26 protein-coding genes are annotated in these 25,291 nt (G+C 64.0%); 17 read left to right on the top strand and 9 right to left on the bottom strand.

What is annotated here, in order from left to right; genetic code table 11:
- Window positions 1-557: 557 nt before the first annotated feature.
- The gene (locus CH249_RS26690) at window positions 558-929 is read right to left on the bottom strand and encodes a TetR family transcriptional regulator C-terminal domain-containing protein (protein WP_256988498.1); all 372 of its coding nucleotides are present in this window, start codon (window positions 927-929) and stop codon (window positions 558-560) included.
- Window positions 930-973: 44 nt separating this feature from the next.
- Between CH249_RS26690 and CH249_RS28805 the strand changes: the two genes are divergently transcribed.
- Together CH249_RS28805 and CH249_RS26680 are read left to right on the top strand one after the other, a co-directional pair.
- Entirely contained in the window at window positions 974-1,201 is a 228-nt protein-coding gene (locus CH249_RS28805) for a cupin domain-containing protein (protein WP_373453521.1), read from the top strand.
- A gap of 96 nt (window positions 1,202-1,297) precedes the next feature.
- A complete protein-coding gene (locus tag CH249_RS26680) occupies window positions 1,298-2,038 on the top strand; it encodes an aspartate/glutamate racemase family protein (RefSeq protein WP_094645568.1) in 741 nt (246 codons plus the stop codon).
- Between the two features lie 119 nt (window positions 2,039-2,157).
- Here the strand turns inward: CH249_RS26680 and CH249_RS26675 are convergent, their stop codons facing one another.
- A complete protein-coding gene (locus CH249_RS26675) occupies window positions 2,158-3,468 on the bottom strand; it encodes a DUF1254 domain-containing protein (protein ID WP_094683149.1) in 1,311 nt (436 codons plus the stop codon).
- A 122-nt stretch (window positions 3,469-3,590) separates the two neighbouring features.
- On the opposite strand from CH249_RS26675, the gene CH249_RS26670 reads away from it, so the two are divergent.
- Together CH249_RS26670 and CH249_RS26665 are read left to right on the top strand one after the other, a co-directional pair.
- A complete protein-coding gene (locus CH249_RS26670) occupies window positions 3,591-3,956 on the top strand; it encodes a YidH family protein (RefSeq protein WP_094631457.1) in 366 nt (121 codons plus the stop codon).
- A gap of 2 nt (window positions 3,957-3,958) precedes the next feature.
- Window positions 3,959-4,336, top strand: a complete 378-nt coding sequence (locus CH249_RS26665) for a DUF202 domain-containing protein (protein WP_256981031.1) — start codon at window positions 3,959-3,961, stop codon at window positions 4,334-4,336.
- 74 nt (window positions 4,337-4,410) lie between these two features.
- Here the strand turns inward: CH249_RS26665 and CH249_RS26660 are convergent, their stop codons facing one another.
- Complete coding sequence (locus CH249_RS26660) at window positions 4,411-5,457, bottom strand: ABC transporter substrate-binding protein (RefSeq protein WP_256981013.1); 1,047 nt, start codon at window positions 5,455-5,457, stop codon at window positions 4,411-4,413.
- A 108-nt stretch (window positions 5,458-5,565) separates the two neighbouring features.
- Between CH249_RS26660 and CH249_RS26655 the strand changes: the two genes are divergently transcribed.
- A complete protein-coding gene (locus tag CH249_RS26655) occupies window positions 5,566-6,930 on the top strand; it encodes a DUF1254 domain-containing protein (protein ID WP_094683148.1) in 1,365 nt (454 codons plus the stop codon).
- Between the two features lie 17 nt (window positions 6,931-6,947).
- Here the strand turns inward: CH249_RS26655 and CH249_RS26650 are convergent, their stop codons facing one another.
- The 6 genes from CH249_RS26650 to CH249_RS26625 are packed head-to-tail and all read right to left on the bottom strand — an operon-like array spanning window position 6,948 to window position 13,307.
- The gene (locus tag CH249_RS26650; RefSeq protein WP_094683147.1) at window positions 6,948-7,967 is read right to left on the bottom strand and encodes an NADP-dependent oxidoreductase; all 1,020 of its coding nucleotides are present in this window, start codon (window positions 7,965-7,967) and stop codon (window positions 6,948-6,950) included.
- A gap of 56 nt (window positions 7,968-8,023) precedes the next feature.
- On the bottom strand, window positions 8,024-9,067 hold the full coding sequence (locus CH249_RS26645) for an ABC transporter substrate-binding protein (RefSeq protein ID WP_256988496.1): 1,044 nt from the start codon (window positions 9,065-9,067) through the stop codon (window positions 8,024-8,026).
- Window positions 9,068-9,083: 16 nt separating this feature from the next.
- On the bottom strand, window positions 9,084-11,276 hold the full coding sequence (locus CH249_RS26640) for a 3-hydroxyacyl-CoA dehydrogenase NAD-binding domain-containing protein (protein WP_094683145.1): 2,193 nt from the start codon (window positions 11,274-11,276) through the stop codon (window positions 9,084-9,086).
- 36 nt (window positions 11,277-11,312) lie between these two features.
- Entirely contained in the window at window positions 11,313-12,524 is a 1,212-nt protein-coding gene (locus tag CH249_RS26635) for an acetyl-CoA C-acetyltransferase (protein WP_094683144.1), read from the bottom strand.
- Between the two features lie 37 nt (window positions 12,525-12,561).
- Window positions 12,562-12,939 carry a hypothetical protein gene (locus CH249_RS26630; RefSeq protein WP_094645562.1) on the bottom strand — a complete coding sequence of 126 codons (378 nt, stop codon included), beginning with the start codon at window positions 12,937-12,939 and terminating at the stop codon, window positions 12,562-12,564.
- Window positions 12,936-13,307, bottom strand: coding sequence for a nuclear transport factor 2 family protein (locus CH249_RS26625; RefSeq protein WP_094631466.1), 372 nt, complete (start codon window positions 13,305-13,307; stop codon window positions 12,936-12,938). The genes CH249_RS26630 and CH249_RS26625 overlap by 4 nt, the downstream gene beginning before the upstream one ends.
- Before the next feature lie 91 nt (window positions 13,308-13,398).
- Here CH249_RS26625 and CH249_RS26620 point away from each other — a divergent pair, with 91 nt between their 5' ends.
- From CH249_RS26620 to CH249_RS26565, 12 genes are all read left to right on the top strand, one after another.
- Window positions 13,399-14,532: an acyl-CoA dehydrogenase family protein gene (locus tag CH249_RS26620; RefSeq protein ID WP_094683143.1), complete on the top strand. Its 1,134-nt coding sequence runs from the start codon at window positions 13,399-13,401 to the stop codon at window positions 14,530-14,532.
- 102 nt (window positions 14,533-14,634) lie between these two features.
- A complete protein-coding gene (locus CH249_RS26615; protein WP_094645560.1) occupies window positions 14,635-15,423 on the top strand; it encodes an enoyl-CoA hydratase/isomerase family protein in 789 nt (262 codons plus the stop codon).
- Window positions 15,424-15,471: 48 nt separating this feature from the next.
- A complete protein-coding gene (locus tag CH249_RS26610) occupies window positions 15,472-15,861 on the top strand; it encodes a Zn-ribbon domain-containing OB-fold protein (RefSeq protein WP_094631469.1) in 390 nt (129 codons plus the stop codon).
- Entirely contained in the window at window positions 15,858-17,009 is a 1,152-nt protein-coding gene (locus CH249_RS26605; protein ID WP_094699196.1) for a thiolase family protein, read from the top strand. The genes CH249_RS26610 and CH249_RS26605 overlap by 4 nt, the downstream gene beginning before the upstream one ends.
- A gap of 25 nt (window positions 17,010-17,034) precedes the next feature.
- Window positions 17,035-18,243 (top strand): acyl-CoA dehydrogenase family protein, encoded by a 1,209-nt coding sequence (locus CH249_RS26600; RefSeq protein ID WP_094683141.1) that lies wholly within the window; start codon window positions 17,035-17,037, stop codon window positions 18,241-18,243.
- Window positions 18,240-19,199, top strand: coding sequence for a phosphotransferase family protein (locus CH249_RS26595; protein ID WP_094683140.1), 960 nt, complete (start codon window positions 18,240-18,242; stop codon window positions 19,197-19,199). The genes CH249_RS26600 and CH249_RS26595 overlap by 4 nt, the downstream gene beginning before the upstream one ends.
- A 30-nt stretch (window positions 19,200-19,229) precedes the next feature.
- Window positions 19,230-20,432: an acyl-CoA dehydrogenase family protein gene (locus CH249_RS26590; protein WP_094683139.1), complete on the top strand. Its 1,203-nt coding sequence runs from the start codon at window positions 19,230-19,232 to the stop codon at window positions 20,430-20,432.
- Entirely contained in the window at window positions 20,429-21,187 is a 759-nt protein-coding gene (locus CH249_RS26585) for an SDR family NAD(P)-dependent oxidoreductase (protein ID WP_094645556.1), read from the top strand. Before CH249_RS26590 ends, CH249_RS26585 begins: the two co-directional genes overlap by 4 nt.
- 43 nt (window positions 21,188-21,230) lie before the next feature.
- Complete coding sequence (locus tag CH249_RS26580; RefSeq protein WP_094645555.1) at window positions 21,231-21,989, top strand: SDR family NAD(P)-dependent oxidoreductase; 759 nt, start codon at window positions 21,231-21,233, stop codon at window positions 21,987-21,989.
- On the top strand, window positions 21,989-23,065 hold the full coding sequence (locus CH249_RS26575) for an alcohol dehydrogenase catalytic domain-containing protein (protein WP_094683155.1): 1,077 nt from the start codon (window positions 21,989-21,991) through the stop codon (window positions 23,063-23,065). The genes CH249_RS26580 and CH249_RS26575 overlap by 1 nt, the downstream gene beginning before the upstream one ends.
- A complete protein-coding gene (locus CH249_RS26570; RefSeq protein WP_094645554.1) occupies window positions 23,062-24,579 on the top strand; it encodes a class I adenylate-forming enzyme family protein in 1,518 nt (505 codons plus the stop codon). The genes CH249_RS26575 and CH249_RS26570 overlap by 4 nt, the downstream gene beginning before the upstream one ends.
- Window positions 24,580-24,621: 42 nt before the next feature.
- Window positions 24,622-25,245, top strand: coding sequence for a TetR/AcrR family transcriptional regulator (locus CH249_RS26565; RefSeq protein WP_094631477.1), 624 nt, complete (start codon window positions 24,622-24,624; stop codon window positions 25,243-25,245).
- Window positions 25,246-25,291: the final 46 nt, after the last annotated feature.

Genomic DNA, 25,291 nt, shown 5'->3' with positions numbered 1-25,291 from the left:
CGTCGTTGTCGATCGGGGTCGGGAGGATCGCGGCATGGGGATCGTCCGGAGGCTCCAGGGGCAGTCGTCGAGTCAATACGCGATCGAGCACACCGAACACAGTCATGATCCCCCGACATTCTTCTCCAGCCGTACCGATCCCCGCGGTCACCCTACAGCGGAGGCGGTAGGTCAACGCAAGAATGAAGACGTCCCCGCGGACCATCCCCGATGCCCCGTCCGGGTCGATGGTGACCCGGACACCGATCGGTTTGTCGCACTGGCGCAATGCCGTCACCTCGTCGTTGAGCGGCACAGCCAGCGCGCAGGCCAACGCGTCCGATGGGGGCGCACCACCCGTTGCCGGCGATCGCGCATCAACTCGAATCGGCCGCTACGCCCTTTGGAGGACTTCCTCGACAGTGAGGGCTTGCGGGGCGTCACACGTAAGCTCTAAGAGCATGGGGCATCGTCGCCCGCGTCTGCCACGGCGCTGCACCCATCTCACTGCAGGCAAGAAGATGGCCGGATTCGCTTGGGCCGAAGAAGTTTTCGCTATTCACGTCATGGCGTGAACCTCACCGGTCGGGTTCCTCGACCGAATGCACGGTCTGCTCGACGCGAACAGCCGGTTCGAGGTGATTGGCCACAACATCAGCGGCATGTTCGTCCGTGTAGTGGCCGATGAGGATGCCTGTCCCGAGGCCATTGACCAGGGCCGCCAACCTCACGCACTCGCTGCGAACGAGATCGGGTGCAATCTCGTTCGCAGCGAGTGTGCCCTCGAGCACCCCGATGAGCTCGCTCTCGAGCCTGTCGACACCGCTGATGGACGGTTGCTCCGCGATCTGAGGGCTCGTCATTACCAAGACGGCGTAGGACATGCTCGGTTGATGAAATACCCGGCTTTTTTCGTCTGTGGGAAGGGCCTCGGACACGAACGCTTCGATTACCGAACGCGCCGGGCGCGACAGCGGGATGTCGGCCAGCCGCTGTGCCCAGCGTTCGTGACTGCAGCGCTCGAGATAGTTTGCCGGATGCCCAGGGGTCGTTCGAGTTGTTCCACGTAGTCTCGGGGGTGTTGACGCTGATGGCCGACGGCGAAGTTGCGACCGTCGGGACCGGGGAGTCTGCGAGGCTCAGAAGCGACCGGATATATCGGTACGTGAACGACGAATCGGTTCCGACGACGTTCTTCAGAACGGTCGTACTTGCTAGGTAGAGAATCGAACGGGGCCGAGATTCGTCGCTGCCAGACATAATGCCATCGTTGTTCGCGACCGGTATCGCAAGAGTGAGGACATGAGGAGGCGATCGAATGCGGACTTTGGGGCTCATCGGCGGAATGAGCTGGGTCAGCACCGCCGAGTACTACCGGCTCATCAACGAGATGACCGCCGACAGGCTCCAGGGCTTGCACTCTGCGCACATCGTTCTGGAATCCGTTGACTTCGGTGAGATCGAAGCACTCAAGCTCGAGGGTGAGTGGGACGAGATCGGTGCCAGATTGGTCTCAGCAGCGCGCCGACTCGAAACTGCAGGGGCCGATGCGATCGTGTTGTGCACCAACACGATGCACTACGTCGCTCCGCAGATCGAGAAGTCGCTCCACGTGCCCTTTCTGCACATCGGCGACACTACGGCCGAGGCTGTGGCAGAGCATGGTCTTTCGAAGGTGGGCCTGTTGGCCACTGCGTTCACGATGGAAGAGGCCTTCTATCGCGAACGCTTCTCCGCACGCGGAGTGCACTTGGTGACTCCGGACGCTGCGGGCCGCGAGGCGGTCAGCAGCATCATCTACGACGAGTTGTGTCACAACATCGTCACGGAGCAATCGCGTGAAATCTACCTCGCGGTGGTCGACAACCTCATCGACGCGGGATGTGAAGGCATCGTCCTCGGATGCACCGAAGTCGAACTGTTGATACGACCGGATGACCTCGTCGTACCCACTTTCCCATCCACGCGTTTGCATGCCCGAGCGGCCGTGGACTTTGCGCTGCCCGCGCCACCGAATTCCGCTGACTTCGAGAATCTCAGCGCGCCAACGAGACACTGAGTTTTCTTCGCGGCCGAGCTCGACACGCTATTCACCGCAACGTCCTTCCGGCGGGCACTGCGTGGCGGGCGGGGCGAACTGCTCAGATTGCTCGACAACAACGTCGAACCAGGCACCGATCACTCGAGTCGAATCACCGGCGGGGGAGACCAGCTGCCCGGCCGGGGTCCGTAGAGCCGGAGCATGAGTCGGAAGTCACCGCGTGGGCAGGGAATCCAATTGACTGTCGTTCCCGGTGCAGGACGAGTCGTGCGAACAACCACGGTCAGCGACCCGTCCTCGTCGCGAGCCAGGTCCGGTGTGCGGTCGGTGATGGCGTACCGGTCGAGTTCGTTTGCGTAAAGAAGTCCCTTCGCGTGGTACACGGTCACCGACCAGAAATACTTCGCCGGAGGAAAGTGACCGGCCCGAAACGTGATGGCGTAGTTGTTCGCGCCGTTGAGTGGACGGCCATCCTCGTCCTGTTCGCACACGGGGTAGGACGCCTCGGCCGCCGGATTGATGTAGATCTGGGAGTAGGCGACCGCGGCTCGTAGAAGATGATCCGAGCCGAACTCCGCACCAGCGTCGTTGATGGCCCAGCCGTTGACGATTCGACCCATCGATTTCACCTGCACGGCAATGTCTTCGAGACCTGCCAGTAGCCCGTCGGCGATGTTTTGCTCGGTTGCGTCACGGTCGACTGTGGCCTCGAGTGCATCGACGAGACGGCGGTAGGTGAGCCTCACCCAGCTCGGTACGTCCGAATCGGCAAGGCCACCGATCGCGTGATCGAGGGCGGCGAGAAATGCGACTGGTCGCCGCTGTTCGTCGGAACGTTCGACGGTGCTCAGAACAAGGTCTGCATGTTCAGCCGTCGGTGAGGACGGGCCGGTCAGAACGATGAGGTTCTGCAACTCGTGGACCCTGTGCAAGTCCCCTTCGCGAGATGGATCGACGAGAATCCGGATGGCGATCATGACGAATCTCGATCGACAGGCCACCCATCCGTCCGCAGCTGTATCCGCGGACCTGGATGTCCGCCGGAACAAGGTGATCGAAGGGACGCGAGACCCATGCGTCCTGTGCCCGAGGACCGTGTTCGTGGACGAGTCCGCCTCGCCGACCTGCACGCTGTAGTAGCGGTCGGCGAAGTCCGGCAACCGAAGCTCGAAGGTGCCCGAGTCCAGGTCGACGAACGCCAGCGAGTAGAGGGTGTCGACGTTCGGGGCGACGCCCGCCGTCAGCGTGGGATCGGCCAATTCACGTTGGTGGCCCAGGTGATTCAGCGGGGCTCCGGCGGACGTGGATGTTCGCTGAACGTGGGGATCCGACGGAGAAGTGAAGCGCAGCCTCAGGCGTTGGGCAAAGACCACGGGGAACCCCCAGACCTGGAGTGCGCGCGCATCGTCGCGCAGATCGGGGTGTGTCGGCGTGTTCTGGTTCGTCATGTTGCCCCTTGAGATGAACTGAATTCACCTTGACTGTAGTCTGGAAACAGTATCAAAAGTCGTGATTCGAGAAGGTCCGGACGCAGCGAGGCTCCGGCTGCAGCGCAGTTCGAGAGGTCGAAGTGAAAGACGGCAGGCGTGGCAGATTTCCTCGGTCGGTCTATTCCGTTGGGAGCGAGCCTGATCCACGCTTCAGTCTGGCGAACGAGCGAACCTATCTGGCGTGGATTCGAACGTCGCTGGCGTTGATGGCGGCAGGGGTGGCCCTCCAGGTGTTCGGCATCGGTGGCGGCTCCGCTCCGAGTGTGGTGGCCTCGGTGATGCTGATCGTGGCGTCGATCGGGGTTCCGCTGCATGCGTGGTGGGGCTGGGCACGAACCGAGAAGAGTATGCGCAATTCCGAAGCGCTTCCGTCTCCTCGTATCGCTCTGCCGTTGGCGTCGGTCCTCGCAGCGGTCGGCGTTCTGGTTCTGTGGTCCGTCCTGTGACGATGCGGCGACGCCGACGGGAGCAACCGGCCGGGCGGCCGGGCGGCCAATTGGGCGACGGGGGATTGCAGGTCGAGCGAACCGAGTTGGCCTGGGCGCGAACGGAGTCGGCGGTTGCGGTGTGCGCGGTGATCGGTATCCGCCTGAGCGCGCACACCCGCCAGCCGGCGTTGGTTGCGCTGGCCGTCCTCGTCAGCTTCTGTGCGGCGGGGCTGCTGGTCTCGGGGTGGATCTCGCGAACGAGGTGCGGACGGACGGACGGGACCGAATCGACGGTGCCGCTCGCGTTTCCGTTGCGTGCCCATGTCATTGCAGCGTTGATCCCGACCCTCGGACTGATCGCCCTGACCTTCGTCATCTGGACCGCTGTTTCATGGTGACGTGGAAAAGCGCAGGCCGTGACGGTGCGATCCCGTCACGGCCTGCCCTCGATCTCGAGTAGCTGCAGAGTGCGCTACCCCAGGAACTGCTGTTCCCACTCCGCGGACTGTTGGTCGACGTACTGCTTGGTCAATTTCTCGGGGTCGGGAGCGTGGACATCGTGCGCGTCGGCGGTGGCCCCCGCAATTCCGGGCAGCGCTGTCGCTACTCCGATGGCCTGCGCGGTTTGCCCCTCCGCGCTGACGAGAAAGTCCGCGAGAAGCTGAGCCGCATTGGGATGAGGCGCAACCGCGGTGACATGTCCGTAGAAGGGGGTGCCCCACGATGGGGTCGGCAGAGCCCAGTTCACCGGCGCACCGGCCGCGACCTCTTGAACCAGCGGCTGCACCATCGGGGCTACGACTATTTCTCCCGACGTCAACGCCTGCGCGATTCCGAGGGCGCTGGGGTAGATCCTCGGCTCTTGCTCGGCGAGCCGTTCCTGGAAGTCGTCACCGAAATTCTTGCGGTAGAAATCGTAGAGATCGACATAGGACGCGATGCCCACAGGGCTGACAACGCCCACTCGCCCTTTGTATTCGGGGGCCAGAACATCTCGAGGATCGGTCAGGTCGGTTGTTACCGCATCGGTGTTCCACCCCATCCCGAAGGTGGCCGCCACGTTCAGGAACAACCGGTCGTTCTTGATGCTGGACTCCCGGTCGTACTCGGGGTTGTCGAAACTCGGGCCCCGCAGTTCCTGGGAGTAGCTCCCGGATTCCGCCGCGGAGGCGATCCATGCGGTATCGGTGACGACGTGAACGTCGGCGATCCCCTTCTTCGTCTTGTTCTCGACTTCGACCCGAGGGTTCAGGTCTGCGTCCGTGCCTCGAACGTATTCGAGAGTGATGTTCGGGTACTTCGCATTCCACGCGGCTTTGACGCTGTCGAGGATGGTGGTGTTCTGGCTCGAGTACAGAGTCACCGAGCCTTCTTGCTCGGCTGCCGCCACCACTTCTTCCCAGCTCCCATCCACCGACGCAGTCTCACCCGCCGACGAGCCGCAGGCGCTGAGTGCGGCAGTCGACACAGCGAGAAGCATCGCGGTGATGACGTGTTTTGACCGAAGCGAATATCGCATGACGTCGTCCTCCTAGTTGAACTGACCTCAGTTCACCAGGTAGGGTACGTGATGTCAATCACTTCCTGAGGGTGGTGTGATCGTTCGGCGAGAAAGGACTGTCCACCGATGCGTACGTACGACGCGAACTCGGCCGATCAGCTCACTGCAATCGATACGGCGGACATAGTCCCGTCGGACGCGGTGGACCGACAGGAATGGGCGCGTTCGTCGGTGCTGCAGGCCGTGATCTACGGCTTGCCGTCGGTGTACCAATACGCCGCCATGTGCTCCGCGTGTGCACCGCCCGGAAGCGACGACCCGTGGGCGCTCGACACGCTGGTTCACGAGCGAACGATTGCCGGTGCGGATTTCGAGGCCTTTCGGGTTCCCAACGTCGACACGCTGTATTCCAATGCTTGGCTGAACCTTTCGGACGGTCCGATTGCCATCGTCCTGCCCGATTTCGGCAGTAGGTACTACACGTTGAACTTTCTCGATGCCTACAGCAACGCCAGCAACGTCAGCAGGCGTACGCACCCCGAGCAGCCACGTGAGCTGCTTCTCGCGTGTGCGGACTGGACCGGCACGGTCGCGGACGGCGTGGAGGTGTTCCGGGTCGCGACACCGATCATGTGGCTGTTGATGCGGATTCAAACTTTCGGGGTGGTGGACCTGCCGACCGTGCACGGTCTGCAGGATGCGGTCACGATCGACGCACCTGCCCCGTCGGCGCGAAGGTGGCCGGTGGTCGATCCTCGTGCGGTCGAGACCTCCTCGTCAGCGTTCCTCACTGCCCTCGATGCGTCGCTGGCTCTCAACGGAGTGCCGTTCACCGACGTGTCCCACGTGCACCAGTTCCGGCAACTCGGTGTCGGATCGGGCACCTTCGCCGTCGACAGCCTCGACGACGCCACACGGAACGGGGTGAATCAGGGTTTCGAGACTGCAATGGCGATCGTGTCCCGGTCTCGATCCTTGCTCGGGCGTCGCACCGAATCCGGTTGGACCCGAGTCCTCGGAAAGGGAGCCCACGGGCACAACTATCTTGCACGCGCGGTCATGAACTACGTCGGTCTCGGCGCGAACGTGGTGGAGGAGAACTGCTCGTACAACACCTACGTCGACCACGATGGACGCCGACTGTCGTGCGAAGGCGGAGATGAATACCGCATCGAATTTTTCGCTTTACCTCCGGCACAGGCCTTTTGGAGCATCACACTCTACGACGCAAAGACCGGCTGGTTGTACGACGCACCCGGGAAGAAGCATTCGGTGGGATCAGCGGTCAATGGAGGCGACGGAGCATCGGGACCGTCGACGATCACAGTGAGCGCATCGCCGCTCACGACCGACCGTCCCGACCACGCCTGGCTTCCGGCGCCCCAGCATCCGTTCTTCCTGGTCCTGAGGATCTATCAACCGGCCGAGGATGCCCTGAGCGAGAACTGGACGCCGCCGCGCGTCGTGCGGTCGAATGGCGGACCGCTCTGAACCGGTGCGTCAGGGGTTCACAGTCGGCAGAGCGTCTTTCCGTTCGTTCGCCCGTTCAGTAGATCGACCAGTGCGGTGGAGGCGTGCTCGAGGCCGTCGTAGATCGATTCCTCGTGGATCATGGTCCCGTCGGCCAGTCGGCTTCCGACAGTGGATCGCACTCTGTCGTAGAGTTGGCCGAACGAGCCGGCTCGAAATCCTCGTACCGACAAGCTTTTGGCCGTGATCTGAAACAGATTCGACGGCAGCGTGTTCGAGGTTTCGTAGGTGGAAATTGCTCCGCACATCGCGACGCGTCCTTCGGGGTTGAGTGCGTCGAGGGCGGCGATGAAGTGAGAACCGCCGACGTTGTCGAAGTATGCGTCGATCCCGTCCGGGGCGGCCTGTGCGAGCAGGCTGCCCACGTCGCCGTCGTGGTAATCGAACGAGCTGGAGGCTCCGAGGGCATCGACCAGGTGATCGGCCTTGCGTCGGCTGCCTGCGGACGCGACCACCGTGCATCCGTGGTGGGCGGCGAGCTGGGTAGCGATACTGCCGACTGCTCCTGCGGCGGCCGAGATCCAGACGGTATCGGACGGTCGGACGCCCATGACCTCGAAGAGGCCGACATAGGCCGTGAGGCCGGAACTGCCCAGCGGGCCGAGATACCACTGTTGGGGCCAGTCGTGGGCGTCGATTCTGGTGAGGGTGCCCGCGCCGCCCAGCCCGCCGGCCGCGGCGGAGACCACTGCGAAGTCGCGGTAGCCGTGCATGTGCGACACCAGATCTCCGGGCCGAAAGTCCTCGTGCCGTGACTCGACGACGATGCCGAGTGCCAATCCCACCAGCGCATCTCCGATCCGGAGGGGTGGGAGATATCCGGACGGTGCCGATTCACCCAATCGCAGACGAATCGACGGATCGATCGAGAGCCAGGTATTTCGTACCAGCACTTCGCCATCGAGCACTGGCGCGAGCGGGATGTCCGTCAGCTCCAGATGCTCGGTCGTGAGTTTCTCGCTGGGGTGGGCGGCGAGGCAGAGCGCTCGGCTGATCATGGTCGAGGTCGGGTTCCTTCGTGGCGGGTCGACGATTGTGAAGGGCCGAGCACCGCTCACGTGAACTTGCTTTCCCACTCCTGTTGGAATTGCGAGACCTTCTCGGGCGTCAGCGAATCCGTGTCGGGCAGCGGAATGTCCTGAGCCGACGCGACCGAGTTCTCGATATCGGGCAGAGCGCTGCCGTAGCCCTTCGACAGAGCACGCTGTCCTTCGGGGGACACCATGAAGTCGGCCAACACTTGGGCAGCGTTCGGATGCGGAGCCGAGGACAACACGTGCGAGTACCACGGGGTACCCCACGCCGGATCGGGAAGCGTCCACTCGACCGGTGCTCCCGATTCCTTCTCTCGGACGAGTGGCTGGACCATCGGCGATGCGGTGATCTCTCCCGAGCTCAGTGCCTGGGCCACGGCCAACGCGCCCGGGTACACCCGAGGTTCCTGAGCGGCGAGTTTGTCCAGAAAGCCGCCACCGGTCCAATTCTTGTCGAAGAACCGGTACTCGTCGACCACTGCTGCGAACCCTGCCGGGTTCACGACACCTATGCGGCCTTTCAGCGCCGGGTCCAACAGATCCTGGGGAGACGAGAGCCCGGCAGGAAGAGCATCGGTGTTCCATCCGAGTGCGAATACCGCTGCGCTGGTGAGGAAGAACTTGTCGCCGAGGACACTGCTGGACCGATCGTAAGCCGGGTCGTCGAACGCAGGACCGATGATCTCGGTCGAATAGTTGCCCGATTCTGACGCGGTGGTGATCCACGCCGGATCGGAGAGCATGTGTACGTCGGCTGTTCCGCGATTCGTGCGAGCTTCCGTTTCGACTCGCGGGTTCAGTTCGACATCACTGCCGCGCGTGAATTCGAGATCGATACTGGGGTACTTCGCTTCGAAGGCAGCTTCGAGTGCCGCCAGGTTTTCGGGATGTTGGGTGGAGTACAGATGCACGCTCCCTTCGTCGTCGGCCGCGGCCACGACGTCGTCCCACGTTCCCTGCACCGGTGCGGAGCCGGCCTGCTGCGAGGATTGCCCGCAGGCCGCAGCAACGAGCGTCACCGCGACGATTCCGGCGGACATCAGCGATCGACGTATTGTGCTCATAGCACTCTCTTTTCGTTCAGGACGCGAGTGAGTAGACGCGCTCGCCGCGCGTCGCTTTGTCGACCAGAGACTGAGGCGGCTCGAAATGAGCTCCGTACTTCGACGCCAACTCTCGTGCGCGATCGACGAAACCGGGTAGCCCGCCGTCGTATTGGTCGATGTACTGGATGACGCCCCCGGTCCAGGAAGGGAAGCCGATTCCGAGAAGCGACCCGATGTTCGCGTCGGCCACGGTGGTCAGGACGCCCTCGTCGAGGCATTTGACGGCCTCGATCGCTTCGGCGAACAGCATCCGTTCCTGCATGTCCAGGAAGGGGATCCGGCTGGAACCGGAATCGAAGGCGGTGCGTACGCCCGGCCAGATCCCACTTCGCACGCCCGAGTCGTCGTAGCTGTAGAAGCCGCCGCCCCCGGTTCGCCCGGAACGACCGAGTTCGTCGACCATCTTGTTCATCACCGCGTCGGAGCCATGGGTTCGAGGTGGCTTGCCCTCGCCGGCCGCCGCGCGTTCGTTCTCCTTGCGGATCTTCTGCGAGAGCGTGAGAGTCACCTGATCCATCAACTGCAGCGGCGGGACCGGATAGCCCGCCTGTGCGCCGGCCTGTTCGACGAAGACGGGATTGATGCCTTCACCGACCGCGGCCATCGCTTCGTCCAGGAATGCGCCGATCACTCGCGAGGTGAAGAACCCGCGGCTGTCGTTGGCGACGATGGGGGTCTTACCGATCTGGAAGACGAAATCGATGACCTTCGCGAGCGTCGAGTCCGATGTGCGCTTGCCGCGAATGATTTCGACCAGTGGCATTTTGTCGGCTGGTGAGAAGAAGTGGATCCCGATGAAATTCTCGGGTCGACTCACACCGTCGGCCAGAATGGAGATGGGGAGCTGGGAGGTGTTGGAGCCCAGGACGATATCCGCGGGAACGATACCGTCGAGCTCGCGGAAGATCTGTGTCTTGACATCTACCGACTCGAATGCGGCTTCGATGACCAGATCTGCGGCGGCGCAGTCGGCGGCGTCCGCGGTCGGCCGGATTCTGCCGAGCAGCGCCGCGGATTTCTCGGCGGTCGTCGACCCCCGCTCGAGGGCCTTCGCCTCCAACTTCTCCGCGTAGTTCTTTCCGCGATCGGCGGCGACCTGGTCGACATCCCTGAGCACGACCTCGACACCGGCCCGGGCGCAGACGTATGCGATTGCGGCACCCATCATTCCGGCACCGATGATTGCCACGGTGCGGGTGGTGAACTTGTCGTGGCCTGCCGGGCGGGAGGTGCCGCGCTGGATGGTCTGCATGTCGAAGAAGAACGCGCGAATCATGTTCTGCGCGACGCGACCGGTCATCAGTGAGACGAAGTAGCGGGTCTCGATACGATCGGCCGTGTCCACATCCACCGACGCGCACTCGGTAGCGGCGGCGAGGATAGCCCTCGGGGCGGGGGCGGGTGCCCCTTTGAGCTGCTTGCGCAGCAATGATGTTGCGACCAGCAGATTCTGGGCGACGGCCGGATCGGTCGGTGCGCCACCGGGAATGGTGAAACCCTTGACGTCCCACGGCTGCACCGCGGACGGATTGTCGGCAATCCACGCCTTCGCGGCCGGGACCAACTCGTCGATACGACCGACGGTGGCATCGACGAGACCGAGCTCGGTCGCCTCGGCCACCGAGTGCTGCTGACCCTTCGTCAACACCTTCGAAAGGGCGGCGTCGAGTCCCATCAACCGGACCGTTCTGACGATGCCGCCACCGCCGGGTAGCAAGCCGAGCGTCGCTTCGGGAAGACCGATTCTGGTGCCCGGCAGATCCACTGCGATGCGGTGGTGGGTGTGCAACGCGATCTCGAAACCACCGCCGAGGGCCGCGCCGTTGATCGCGGCCACCACGGGGCGCCCGAGAGTTTCGAGCCGTCGAAGCACGGTCTTGATGCCGTCGATTCGGTCGGTCAAGGCGCGGGCGACGTCCCGCTGGTCGACATCGCCCGGGTCGGCTGTCATGTCGTCGAGATCGCCGCCGGCGAAGAACGATTTCTTGGCCGACGTGATGACGACGCCTGTGATGTCGTCCTTTTCGGCTTCGAGTCGCTCCACTGCGGCTGCCATCGAGGCGATGTACGCGTCGTTCATCGTGTTCGCGCGCTTGCCTGCGTCGTCCATCGTGAGGACGACGATGCCGTCTGCGTCGCGTTCCCACCCGATCATGTTGTCGGTCATGTTCTCTCGTATTCCTGTGTGTCGACGATGGGCGGTTCAGAGGCGTTCGATGACGGTGGCAACGCCCATTCCGCCACCGATGCACAGGGTGATCAGGCCGTATCGGCCACCGGTTCGTTCCAACTCGTCCAGCACGGTGCCCACCAACATCGCGCCGGTGGCACCGAGCGGGTGGCCCATCGCGATCGCTCCGCCGTTGACATTGGTCTTCTCGTGCGGGATGTCGAGGTCTTTCATCCACTTGAGTACCACCGAGGCGAAGGCCTCGTTCAGCTCGAACACGTCGATGTCGTCGACGGTCAGGCCCGCTCGCTTCAACACCGCCACGGTGGCCGGGGTCGGACCGGTGAGCATGATCGTCGGTTCGCTGCCGACCTGGGCCGTGGCCACGATGCGGCCGCGTGGAACCAGGCCTGCGCGCGAACCGGCCGCGGCACTTCCGATGAGAACCAGCGCAGCTCCGTCGACGATGCCCGACGAATTACCACCGGTGTGCACATGGTCGATGCGTTCGACGTCGACGTACTTCTGCAGAGCCACGTCGTCGAATCCTGTCGCCTTTCCCAACGCGGCGAAGGCGGGCTTCAATCTGCCCAGGCTGTCCGTCGTGGTACCCGGGCGGCGGTGCTCGTCGTGGTCGAGCAGAGTGACGCCGTTGAAGTCCTCGACCGGAACGACGGACTTCTTGAAATAGCCTGCATTCCAGGCGGCTTCGGCGCGTCGCTGGGACTCCACCGCGTACGTGTCGACATCGTGGCGGGAGAAGCCTTCGACCGTCGCGATCAGATCGGCACCGATTCCCTGAGGAACGATGTAGTGGTCGTAGGCGGTGGCCGGGTCCGTGAACAACGCACCACCATCGCTGCCCATCGGCACCCGGGACATGGACTCGACGCCGCCGGCGATGACCAGATCGTCCCATCCGGAGGCGACCTTCTGTGCCGCCAAATTCGTCGCTTCGAGTCCCGACGCGCAGAATCGATTGATCTGAGTTCCGGGAACCGATTCCGGTAGGCCTGCCACCAGCGCGGCGGCGCGGGAGATGACCGCTCCCTGCTCTCCGATCGGAGAGACGACGCCGAGGATGACGTCGTCGATGTCGGATGGATCCATATCTGGGAATCGGGCGCGGAGTTCGGTGATCAGCCCCGCGGCGAGGTTCACCGGCTTGACTCCGTGCAGCGATCCGTTGCGGCCCTTACCTCTCGGGGTACGAATGGCCTCGAAAATCAGTGCGTGCTCTGACATCTCGCTCTTTTCTGTCTGTGGCGAGCCGTTCGGCTCTTCAGTCGAACGCCAGTTCCGGCGTGCGGGCGATGAGCAACCGTCGGACGTGCCCGTTGTCGTCGAGTTGGGCCGAGGCGTTGAACGACGCCTCGAAGGCTCCGTCGCGGGTGGTCCGTCCCAGCACCATCTCGGTGCCGTCGACGGATGCGCCGCGATCGAGATGATGGACCAGGGTGCTCTTCTCACGTTGCTGCAGGTATGCGACGAGACCGTCTCGGTCGCCGACGAACTCGGCTGCCTCGCCGAGTCCCTTGGAGAATTGGACCGACATACGAAAGTCCGCTGAAATCATGGTGAGGACCCGGTCCGGATCCTCGGAATCCATGTACTCGAACCAGCGGAGCAAGGTGGGCGTCGGGTGCGTGTTCGACGTCATCGTCGATCTCCTTCATCGGTATCGAGGAGGGTGAATTCGGCATCGAAAGAGACCTGGTACCGGTCGATGAGGCCGTCCGGACGAACTCGCATGACTCCGACGAAGAAGCCCGTCGTTCGATCTCCCTCGGTCACCGCACCGTGCACGAATTGCAGGTCGTGGTCGACGGCCGATCGAAGAACTCGATGCTTGCGATCGACGGGAGGCCGGCCGGCCAGGTATTCGAGCATGGCGGCCCGCCCGGTCTTTCGATTCGCCCCGCCCGGCAGGATCATCGAGAATTCGACGTCCGCCGACAACATTGCCACCGCCTCGTCCAGGTGGCCGGCGTCCAGGGTGGCGTAGTACTCCACTATCTCCAGTGACATGAATTGAACTTAGTTCAGGCAAACCCTGTTTGTCGAGGGTTTCAGACGTTATGGTTCGAGAAAGAACTGAATTCAACTCGAGTGGAGCGACATGACATCATCACAGCGCGACGCGCAAGTCCCCTGGCCTCGTTCGGAACCATCGGCGCTGACGCCCGGCAGTGAACAGGCCGAGATTCGCGAGACCATCCGTGGGGTTCTGGGCAAGTATTCGACGATCGAACAGGTGCGTTCCGCAGCGGACTCTACTCCCGGCTACTCGGTCGATCTGTGGAAACGACTGGTCACCGACATGTCGGTGACTGCCCTCGCCGTTCCCGAGGAGTCGGGCGGACTCGGCTACGGAATGGTGGAGCTGGGCATCATCCTCGAGGAGTGCGGTCGCGCTCTGGCCGTCGAACCCGTCTATCAGCATGCAGCCGTAGGTGTTCGCGCCGTGATGGAGGCGGGCAATTCGGACGTGTTCGAGGAACTTCTCGACGGCACCACGGTCGCTGCGGTGAGCGCGCTGACCGCCGAGTCCGACGACCTCGACGCTCACCGAATCGGCGACGGTTGGGTTCTGAGCGGACATGCACGCTTCGTGGTCGGAGGTGGTGGTGCCGATCTCATCGTTGTCAGCGCCCGCTGTCCAGAAGGGGCTGCACTCTTCGCAGTGTCGGCGAAAAGCGCGTCTGCAGTGCGTGATCGGCGTGTCGTCGACTCCACCAGGCGTCAGGCGGACATCTCGTTCGATGGAGCCGCGGCGACGCTTCTGGTTCCGGCCGATCGAGCAGCCGAGGCGATCGCACGAATACAGGACGTGTCGACTCTGGCGCTCGCGTGCGAGAACACCGGTATCGCCGATGCCCTGCTGCAGATGACGCTCGACCACGTCAAGGCGCGTCATCAGTTCGGCCGCCCCATCGGTTCGTTTCAGGCGATCAAACACCGCCTGGCCGACATGCTGATCGAGCTCGAGCGGGCCAGATCGGCCGCCCGATATGCCGCAGCGGTGTACGACGAGGATCCCGAGGAGGCCCGGCTGGCGATTGCCGTCGCGGGTGCGGTGTGCAGTGACGCCGCGGTACACGCGGCCCACGAGGCCGTGCAGCTGCACGGGGGAGTGGGTTTCACGTGGGAGCACTCGGCGCACAGCTACTTCCGTCGAGTTCTGGGAAACGAGGCACTGCAGGGTGATTCGCGGTCTCATCGGGCGCGGATCGCCGATTTGCTTGCCGTCTAGACCGATTGCCGCGGTCGCCGGGGATCGGCTATTGACGCCATCGCCTCGATGATCAATACTGAAGTGAATCCAGTTCAACTTGCACTCTCGAAAGGCTGTCACATGATCGACACCGACCACATTCTGTTGGAGAAGGACGGCGACGTCGCTCGCGTCTGGCTCAACCGCCCGCACAAGAAGAACGCTGTCACGGTGGAGCTGCTGCATCGCCTGGACGAAATCATCGTCGAGGTGGACAACGATCCGAACCTCAAGGTTCTCGTGCTCCGCGGAGTCAACAACACCTTCTGCTCGGGCTTCGACCTCGACGAATTGCTGTCGGACTTCATCGGCACCACCACCGCCATGGACGTCGCCGTCCTGTCGGCGAAGGTGTGCGATCGTCTGTACTCCATGAACACTCCGTCCGTTGCGGTGCTCGAGGGTTACGTCACCGCCGGTGGCTTCGAGCTGATGATTTCGTGCGACTTCGCTATCGCGGCCGACGACGCAAGAATTGGCGACTTCCACATCCGCCGTGCATTGTTCGGTGGTGCCGGCCCCATCTACCGCCTGCCCCGCATGATCGGCATCCGCAAGACGAAGGAACTGATGCTCACGGGCAAGCTCCTCAGTGGACAGGAAGCGGTGGACTTCGACCTGATCAATGCGTCCGCGCCGGCCGAGGACCTCGACAAGACCGTCGACGAGTTCATCGGGAACCTCACTGACAAAAGCCCGTTCATGATGAAGCTGACCAAGATGTGCATCGACCGCGGTCTGGATGCGGACATCCAGTCGCTCATGGTCATGGAGCATCTCGCAGTCGGCAATGCGCTCCAGTCCGAGGACGGCAAGGAGGGCGTCACCGCATTCCTCGAGAAGCGTGAGCCCAAGTGGGTCGGGCGCTGATCCGCACCACGTCCGCGTTCTGACCGAACAGCCCGAAAGGCAGCATCAATGGAGCAGGCAACGGCCGTCGCACTCGAGGGCAGCAGGTGCACTGTGTGCAGTACCGTGGCTTTCCCCGCGAGTGCGATGTGCAGCAGGTGCGCCACACCCACTGCGGAGAACATCACGCTGAGTACGCGAGGAACCCTGTGGGCCTACACGATTCAGCGTTTCGCGCCCAAGTCTCCTCCCTACGTGCCACCGGCCGGCGGGTTCGTTCCCTTCGCAGTCGGCTACGTGGAACTGCCCGAGGGCATCAAGATCGAAGCGATCATCGACTGTGAGAGCTTCGACGAACTGGATGGGGCACCGGTGCGTCTGACCTCCACCGCGCCGGTGCCCCGATTTGCTGTCGACACACTCGGCACGCAACCGGAATCGACAGGAATCACACAGTGACACAGAATGTTTCGATCATCGGTGCCGGCCTGTCGAAGTTCGGCCGCCAGCCAGGAGTGTCCGGCAGGCAGATGGCCGTCACCGCGATCGGCAACGCACTGATGGATGCAGGAGTGGCCTGGCCGGACGTGCAGGTCGCGTTCGGTGGCAGTGACGGCTCGGGTCTGGCCGACACTCTCGTCGCCGAACTGGGTTTCACCGGCATCCCGTTCACCAACGTCAAGAACGGTTGCGCAACAGGCGGAAGCGCGTTGTTCTCGGCGGTCAACGCCGTGCGCTCGGGCTCCGCGGACGTCGCTCTCGCAGTCGGATTCGACAAGCATCCGCGTGGCGCGTTCGACCCACGACCGGCGGAGTGGGGACTCCCCGACGGCTACGGCGAGGCCGGTCTGATGGTCACCACCCAGTTCTTCGGTGCCAAGATCTCCCGCTACATGCGTCAGCACGACATCTCGAGTCGGACGCTGGCCCTGGTCGCCGAAAAGGCATATCGCAACGGAGTTCTCAACCCCAACGCCTGGCGACGCGAGGCCATGGATGCCACGACCATCGCCGAAGCCGACATGGTCAACGATCCACTCACGCGGTACATGTTCTGCTCACCGGGTGAGGGAGCGGCTGCCATCGTCGTGGCCGGCGAGGACTACGTCGCGCGAGCCACCGGTCGGCCCGTGAAGATTGCCGCCATCACCCACCGAACCCGCCGATTCGGATCCTTCGAGGTCTTCAGCCCCTCCGTCCAGGGGGCCGGCGAACCCACCAGTGTCAGCGCCGACGCGGCACGTGCGGCCTTCGAGCAGGCCGGCATCGCTCCGGGTGACGTCGACGTCGCGCAGCTTCAGGACACCGAGAGCGGTGCCGAAATCATGCACATGGCCGAATGCGGGTTCTGCGAGCCCGGCGAGCAAGAAGCCATGATCGCGGCCGGGGAAACCGACATCGGTGGACGCCTGCCGATCAACACCGACGGCGGTTGCATCGCGAACGGAGAACCCATCGGAGCCTCCGGTCTGCGCCAGGTGCACGAGATCGTGGCCCAGCTACGTGGCGAAGCCGGCGAACGCCAGGTCCCCGGTACTCCGCGAGTCGGTTTCACCCACGTGTACGGCGCACCGGGCATCAGTGCCTGCACCGTGCTGACTGTCTGACCCGAGACGAACCAGAGGCAATGCAGTGACACAACGAACGTTTCCGGACATCGACGAGTTCGGCGAGCAGGCGACCGCATGGTTGAAAACCGTTGCAGCGCCACGTACCGACTCGGTGTGGGGCGACGGGCCGGATACGGTCGCCGTCTTCGAGAACTGGACCGCGGAGGAAGAGCAGGCGCACACCGACCGGATTGCCGCCTACGAGCAGGCGAAGTTCGATGCGGGATGGGGCGCGTTGAATTCCCCGGTCGAGTACGGTGGCCGCGACCTACCGCTGTCGTACGTGCTCGCCTTCCGGCGCGTCGAGGACATGTTCGACGTTCCCAAGAGGACCGAGATGTTCTCTGTCACGCAACAGTTGGTGGCACCCACCGTCGCGCAGTGGGGAACCGAGGAGCAACGGGACAGGTTCGTTCGTGCCATGCTTCGGGCCGACGTCATCGCATGTCAGTTGTTCTCCGAGACCGAAGCCGGTTCCGACCTGGCCGCGGTCCGGACGCGAGCAACCCAGGCGGAGGACGGGTCGTGGACGATCGACGGTCACAAGGTGTGGACATCGGGTGCCCGTGTCGCCGACTACGGAGTTGCGCTGTGCCGGACCGACTCCACCGTCGCCAAGCACGCCGGATTGACGATGTTCCTGGTTCCGATGGACGCGCCCGGGGTCGATGTGCGTCCCATTCGTCAGATGACGGGCGGAAGCTCGTTCAACGAGGTGTATCTCGACGGGGTACACCTCAGTGACGACTATCGGCTGGGTCCGGTCGGCAAGGGCTGGCAGGTTGCCCTGACTGTGTTGGCGGCCGAACGCCTGGACGGTGGAAATCTCGGGCTCGCGAATGCGGATCGCGCTGTGGCCCTTGCTCAGAACCTCGGCCGTGAGCTGACCGAGATCGAGCGCGACGCGGTTGCCGATCTGGTGACGCGTAGTTTCGTCCAGCGGATCGGCAACATGAGAGTGGCCGGTGCTGTCATCGCAGGCAACGACCCGGGGCCGGAGGCCTCGCTGGGAAAGCTTCTTGCCACCGACACGATGGCCAGAACCTCCGAGGTCGCCCGTCTGCTGCTCGGTCGTCATCTGACGTCCGACTCGGATCGCTGGGGCACCTTCGCCTGGTCCGAGCACCTGCTCGGAGCCCCGGGGTATCGAATTGCGGGCGGTACCGACGAGATTCAGCACAACATCATCGCCGAGCGTGTGCTCGGTCTGCCGAGAGAGCCGCGACCATGACCGAATCCTCCCTGCGCGCACGCGTGTCCGCCGCGCTGGACGCCGAGCTCGGCGTCACCGTCAGCACATTCGAACCGCTCCTCGGTGGACATTCCGGATTGACCTATCGAGTGAGCACGTCCGACGGCGACTTCGTCGTCAAGGCGGTCCCGGAGGGACAACGGTCGGTCGGGCGGCACGACATGCTCCGGCAGGCCTCGATTCTGCGCGCGCTCGCCGACACCGATGTGCCGGTACCGGCAATCGTGGCGGTCGACGAGCAGGAACCGGCGTGGTTCGCGATGGAGCTCGTCGTCGGAGAGTCGCTCGAACCGGTGCTCGACGACCCCGAGGTGGAACCGAGTATCGCGGCCGCGCGGATGCGGCGAGCCGCAGAAGTGCTGCCGGCGTTGCATGCCGTGCCGCTCGCCGACATTCCCGATACGGGCGACATCCTCTCGCCTGCGGATGAATTGGACCGGTGGTCCAAGACGCTCGCCGCGGTTCCGGTGGAACTCGTGGAGGGTGCCGACGAGTTGGTTCGACTGCTTCGCAGAGACATTCCGGCGGCGATCACACCCACACTCGTCCACGGGGACTACCGGTTGGGAAACATCATCTCCGACGGTCTCGAGCCGGCGGCTCTGATCGACTGGGAGATCTGGAGCGCAGGTGATCCACGCGTCGAATTGGGATGGTTTCTCGTCTTCGCCGACGGTACCAACTTTCCCGGTGTCGGCCGCGACGTGCCCGGTCTGCCCAGTACCGACGAACTGATCGCCTGCTACACCGGGAGCGGTCCGGCGCTGCCGGACATGACATGGTTCGACGCCCTCGGACGGCTCAAGATGGCAGCGATCATGGGCCACAACCTGCGTCGGCACCGCGAGGGGCGCCACATCGACCCGGATCAGGAAAAGCTGCCCGCGACCATCCACAGGTTGATCGACACCGGCACCGCATTGCTCGCGCGCTGACGCACCATCACTCGACAGGAGCACACGGAAGTGGACTTTTCCTACTCACAGCGGACGGCCGAATTGTCGGCCACGCTCGAGACATTCATGAACGACCACGTCTATCCGGCCGAGAGTGTCTACGACGCTCAGATCGCCGCGAACGACAATCCCCACGAGCAACCGCAGATCATGCGGGATCTGCAGACACGCGCCCGCGAGCTGGGGTTGTGGAACCTGTTCATGACCCACGACGACCTCGGTGCGGGCCTGACCAATCTCGAGTACGCGCCGCTCGCCGAGATCGTCGGCCGTTCCATCATCGGCAACGAGGCGATCAACTGCTCGGCACCCGACACCGGAAACATGGAAATCTTGGCCATGTACGGCACGGAGGAGCAGAAGGAACATTGGCTGAAGCCGTTGTTGGACTGCACCATTCGCTCTGCGTTCGCCATGACCGAACCCGATGTCGCCAGCTCGGACGCCACCAACATCACCTCGACCATCACGCGTGACGGGGACGAGTACGTCGTCAACGGCCGAAAGTGGTACACCTCGGGCGTTCTCGATCCCGACTGCAAGCTCATGATCTTCATGGGGAAGTCGGATCCGGACAGTTCCACCTACCGCCGGCAGAGCATGATTCTCGTACCGGCCGACGCCCCCGGCGTAGAAGTGGTGCGCGACCTGCCCATGTTCGGGTTCCAGGATCGGCTGGGCCACGGCGAAGTTCAGTTCACCGACGTGCGCGTGCCCGCCGCCAACATGCTGGGAGAGGAGGGCGACGGATTCGCCATCGCCCAGGGGCGACTCGGGCCCGGCCGCATGCACTACGCCATGCGGGCGATCGGCATGGCCGAGCGCGCTCTGGAAATGATGTGTCGGCGCTCGCTCGTTCGGCAGGCATTCGGCGGACCGTTGTCCGATCGAGGTGTGGTACGTGAGTGGATTGCCCGCAGCCGCATGGAGATCGACCAGATCCGGTTGTTGGTGTTGAAGTCGGCCTGGTTGATGGATACCGCCGGAAATGCCTCGGCTCGTTCGGAAGTGGCGGCCATCAAGGTGTCTGCGATGGAGGTGGCCCACAAGGTCGTCGACCGAGCGGTGCAGACCTACGGCGCGGCCGGAGTCAGCAACGACACCATTCTCGCTCGGCTCTATGCCATCACCCGAGCTCTGCAGATTGCCGACGGCCCCAACGAGGTCCATCTGCGGACCATCGCCCGACTCGAGGTCAAGAGGTACGCATGAGTACACCGAAATTGGACGGCAAGGTCGCCCTGGTGACGGGAGCGAGCCGTGGGCTCGGTCTGGCGATCGCACGCGGACTGAAGGACGCAGGCGCGACGGTCATCGTGTCGAGCCGCAAGCTCGAGGCCTGCGAGAGCGCTGTCTCGAGCTTGGGTGACACGGGCCCGGGCAGTGCGCATCCGTACGCGCTGCACGTCGGACACTGGGAGAGCATCGAACCGGCCGTCGACGACATCATCGCGCGATTCGGGAGCCTCGACATCGTCGTCAACAACGCCGGGATCGCGCCGCTGGCGGAGAATCTCGTGTCGGTCACCGAGGGACTGTGGGACAAGACGATCGAGGTCAATCTCAAGGGACCGTTCCGGTTGATGGCCGTCGCCGGGGACAGGATGGCGGCTGCCGGAGGTGGGTCCATCATCAATATTTCGAGCATCGGTGCCGAGCGACCCAGCCCACCCGAGGCGATGTATGCGGCAGCCAAGAACGGGCTCAATGCGCTGACCCGCGCGTTCGCCCAGGAGTACGCGCCCACGGTGCGCGTCAACTGTGTGATGCCCGGCGGTTTCGCCACCGACATGTCCGAGAACTGGGACGACGAGTTCATCGGCAAGATCGTCGACCGGCTCCCGGCCGGACGGCTGGGGCGGCCCGACGAGCTCGCCGGCTTGATCACCCATCTCGCCTCGGACGACGCCGGGTACACAACGGGCGCGATCATCCCGGTCGACGGCGGTCGTACCGCCGTCTACTGACCGATCACTCGTATTGTCCGACAATCAGTTTGGAAGTGGACACATGACCCAGGACATGTTCTCGCTGACCGGTCGCGTCGCTGTGGTCACCGGTGCCTCGTCGGGGCTCGGCCTCGGTTTCGCCCGGGCTCTCGCCGCGGCAGGTGCCACGGTGTACGCCGCCGCGCGACGGCTCGACCGGCTCGAAGCGTTGTCGGCCGAGATCCCGGCCATCGTGCCCGTGCGGTGCGATGTCACCGACGACAGCGACCGGCGAGCTCTCGTCGATCGTTGCTTCGACGAACGCGGCCGGCTCGACGTCGTGATCAACAACGCGGGCAAGCCCGGCCCGCCCAACGCCGAGGACGAGACGCTGGACGGTTTCCAGTCCATCCTCGACGTCAACCTGATCGCCGGGTTCCATCTGGCCACGTATGCGGTCGGCAAGATGCCGAGTGAGGCAACAGCGTCGATCATCAACATCTCCTCGGTGATCGGGCTGGTGTCCACTGCGCCGATCGGCGGTGCCAGCTACGCGGCGTCGAAGGCAGGCACGCTCGGCCTCACTCGTGAACTGGCCGGTCAGTGGGGTCGACGAGGCATTCGCGTCAACGCCGTGGTGCCGGGGTGGTTCGATACCGAGATGACCGATGGCCTGTTCACCAACGACAAGTCCGCAGGGTGGGTGCGGCGGAACACCATGCTCGGACGCGGCGGCGTCGACGGCGAGATCGACGGTGCCGTGCTGTTTCTGGCCTCGGACGCCAGCTCCTACATGACCGGTCAGACCCTGGTGGTCGACGGCGGATGGACTGCTCGCTGATGTTGGCCGTGCAGGTCCTTCAGTGGGGGAGCGCACCGGAGTTCCGGGAGGTGCCGGACCCGGTGCCGACCGGGCACGAACTTCTGATCCAGGTGGACGCAGCCGGACTGTGCGGATCCGATCTGCACGTGATGAACTCGAGCGCAGAGGCTTTCGATTACGACCTGCCGCTGACGCTGGGGCACGAAGTGGCCGGAACGGTCGTCTCGGCTGGACCGTCGGCAGACCCTTCCTGGATCGGTCGCGCCGTGGTCGTACACGGAATCTGGAGCTGCGGAACGTGCCCGAACTGTCTGCGCGGCAGAGAGAACTACTGTCGCAGCCTCGCTCGGCGTCCCGACGGTCGGCTGGCCCCCATCGGAAACGGTCTGGGGTACCCGGGCGGCATCGCGCAGCTGATGCTGGTGCCGTCCGAACGCGTACTCGTTCCGATCGGTGATCTCGATCCTCTCGGTGCCGCGCCTCTGGCAGACGCGGCACTGACCGCGTATCACGCCATTCGCACCAACTCCGCCGTGATCGACGAGCGAAGCAACGTGGTCGTGATCGGAGTCGGCGGCCTCGGCCACCTTGCCCTGCAGATCCTGCGCACCATGGGCGTGCCGCACATCATCGCAATCGACTCCAAGGCCGACGCCGCTGCACTGGCCGAGTCCTCGGGAGCGCACGAGTTCTACGACTCCGTTTCCGCTGCGACGCAACGGCTCACGGCACTGGACGGTGCGGATCTCGTCCTCGACTTCGTCGGCGCGCCGACCACGACCGCCCCGGCGGCCGCCATGCTGCGGTCCGGGGGTTCAGTCGTGGTGGTGGGCAGTGCCGGCGGCCGACTGACGACCGGGAAGGATGTCGGTCTGGCCGCAGGATGGACGGTGGATGCCCCGTTCTGGGGTACCCGTGCCGATCTCGAAGCCGTCGTCGAACTTGCGCAGGACGGCTTGCTGCGCGCCGAAATCACCACCTTCCCCTTCACCGAGGCCATCTCTGCATACGACCGGTTGCGGGACGGATCCGTCACCGGCCGTGCAATTCTCGACATGAGCGCATCACGAACCAGGAAAGAGTCAGACCAGTGAAACGGCTTGCCCGCGAGATGCTCGTCCGCGCCGAACAGACCCCCGATGCCGTCGCAGTCGTCGACGAAGACGGCAGTCACACGATCCGGACCGTGGTCGAGGCGGCGACATCCCTCGCCGACGTGTTCGGCGGTATCGACCCCAGCCCGCCGACCGTGGTGATTCAGGCCGACAACACCTGGGGTGCCGTTGCGGCTGCTCTCGGTGTCGGTCTCGCCGGCGGTGTGGTCGCGGTGGTCAGCCCGCACGCCACGGAGTCGGAGTTCGCGCTGGCACTCGAGGACATTCGACCCGACGTCGTCGTGGGAACGCCCGAGGCCCTTCGTCATTGGAGTGTGTCCGACGAGCAATTTCCCGTGGACAAGCCCGCCTTCGGTTCGTACCGCGTGCGGGCGTCGGGTGGTGCGTTCGCCTCTGTCGCGCGATGGAACGGAGGTGATGCGATCGCGATGACCTCGGGCTCGACCGGTCGACCCAAGTGCGTGGTGCAATCCGAGGACGCGATCAGGTACGCGTCTCGATCCACCATCGATGCCGTTGGCCTCCGCCCGGGCGAGGCGATCGGTGCCTTCGTACCGCTGTCGTCGGTTGCCGCATTCTGCTTCGGAATGTATCTGCCTGCGCTACTGGGAGGTCCGATGGTCGCCATCGGGAAGTGGTCCCCGGAGGCGGCCCTGCGGGCAGCGAAGGAACACCGGATTGCCTGGACGATGCTGGTACCGACCATGGCGCTACAGCTCTCGGTTGCACCGAACTCCGAAGGCACACTGAACACGATGCGCGCGATGACGGTCGGCGGCGGACCGATGAACGAGCGCGCGCTCGCCAAGGCCGAACAGTGGTTGCACACCACGTTCCTCCGAGTGTTCGGCATGTCCGAGTGCTTGGGCCACACGACACCCGCTCTCGAGGACCCGGTGTCGATCCGCCTCGGACGCGACGGGCGGCCGTTTCCCGGCACCACCGTGCGAGCCGTCGACTCGGACGGCCGTCCGCTCCCCGCGGACGATATCGGTGCCGCCCAGGTCAAGGGACCGTCGCTGTTCGTCGGGTACGCCCGTGCCGGAACTCCGGTCCCGCCCGAGCTGACGCCCGACGGTTTTCTTCCGACCGGTGATCTGGTGGAGGTCGCGTCGGACGGCTCGATTCGCGTCATGGGTCGGCAGAAACAGATCATCATTCGCGGTGGCCGCAACATCGACATCAACGAGGTCGAGTCGGCAATCGCTTCGCTGCAGTCCGTCGTGCAGGTCTGTGTCGTGCCGGTACCGGACGACCTACTGGGGGAGCGCGCAGCAGCGCTCGTGGTCACCGGTGGTGAGGAGCTCGAACTCGAGGACGTCACCGCGCAGTTGGCCGAGGACGACTTTCCCAAGTCGAAGTGGCCGGAATACGTGTTCACCGTCGACGATCTACCGCAGAATCGCGTCGGAAAACTGTCCCGGCCCGATGCGACGGCACTGGCCAAGCAGCTTGCAGCCGCAACTGACTCGAATTCACATCGGAAAATGTAAACTCGAACGAGGCCGGAACACGTGCTATCAGTAGGGGCAACCATGACCGTAGGAACCGACGTCCGACGCGAGAGTCCGCGGTCCAAGCGAACGCGCATTCTGTCGGCGGCGATCGACCACTTCGGCAAGGTGGGATACGAGCACACCAAGTGGGCGTCGATCGCCGACGAGGTCGGTATCGGTCAGACCGCGCTCTACCACTACTTCGAGTCCAAAGCGCACTGCTTGTTGACCATCATGCGCATAGAACTCGCGGACTCCGCCGCCCGTTTCGTTGCGGCCACCGACGGCGTCACGCACGCCGAGGACGCACTTCGCGCCGCGATTGCCGCGTCTTTGGCGGCATCACCTCAGGACGCATTGGCCCGGCGCATTCTCCACAATCACATGGATCTGCTGGCGACCGAACGTCAGTCCGCCAAAGAAGAGGCCGAGCGAGTCGAGTGCCGTGAACTCGTGCAACGGATCGAGAAGAACTGGACCGCATTGATCGGGCGGGGGATCGAGGCGGGCCAGTTCGCGGAATCGAATCCGACGATGTCTGCGCGTCTGGTGCTCGCCCTGGTGGTCAGCGTATGGCGTTGGTACCGGCCGGACGGTCCTCTGAGCATCGACGACATCACTGCACTGGTCACGGACGCAGCCATCAGAGTCGTACGAAAGTAGTCCGCACGTCGTCGGCGCTGCCGATTCTCGACGGCCGGCGTAACTG

This window comes from Rhodococcus sp. 05-2255-3B1 (genome assembly GCF_002258545.1).
Lineage (GTDB): Bacteria > Actinomycetota > Actinomycetes > Mycobacteriales > Mycobacteriaceae > Rhodococcoides.
The sequence above is the reverse complement of the archived record's forward strand: the minus strand, read 5'-3'. Positions and strand labels throughout refer to the sequence as shown.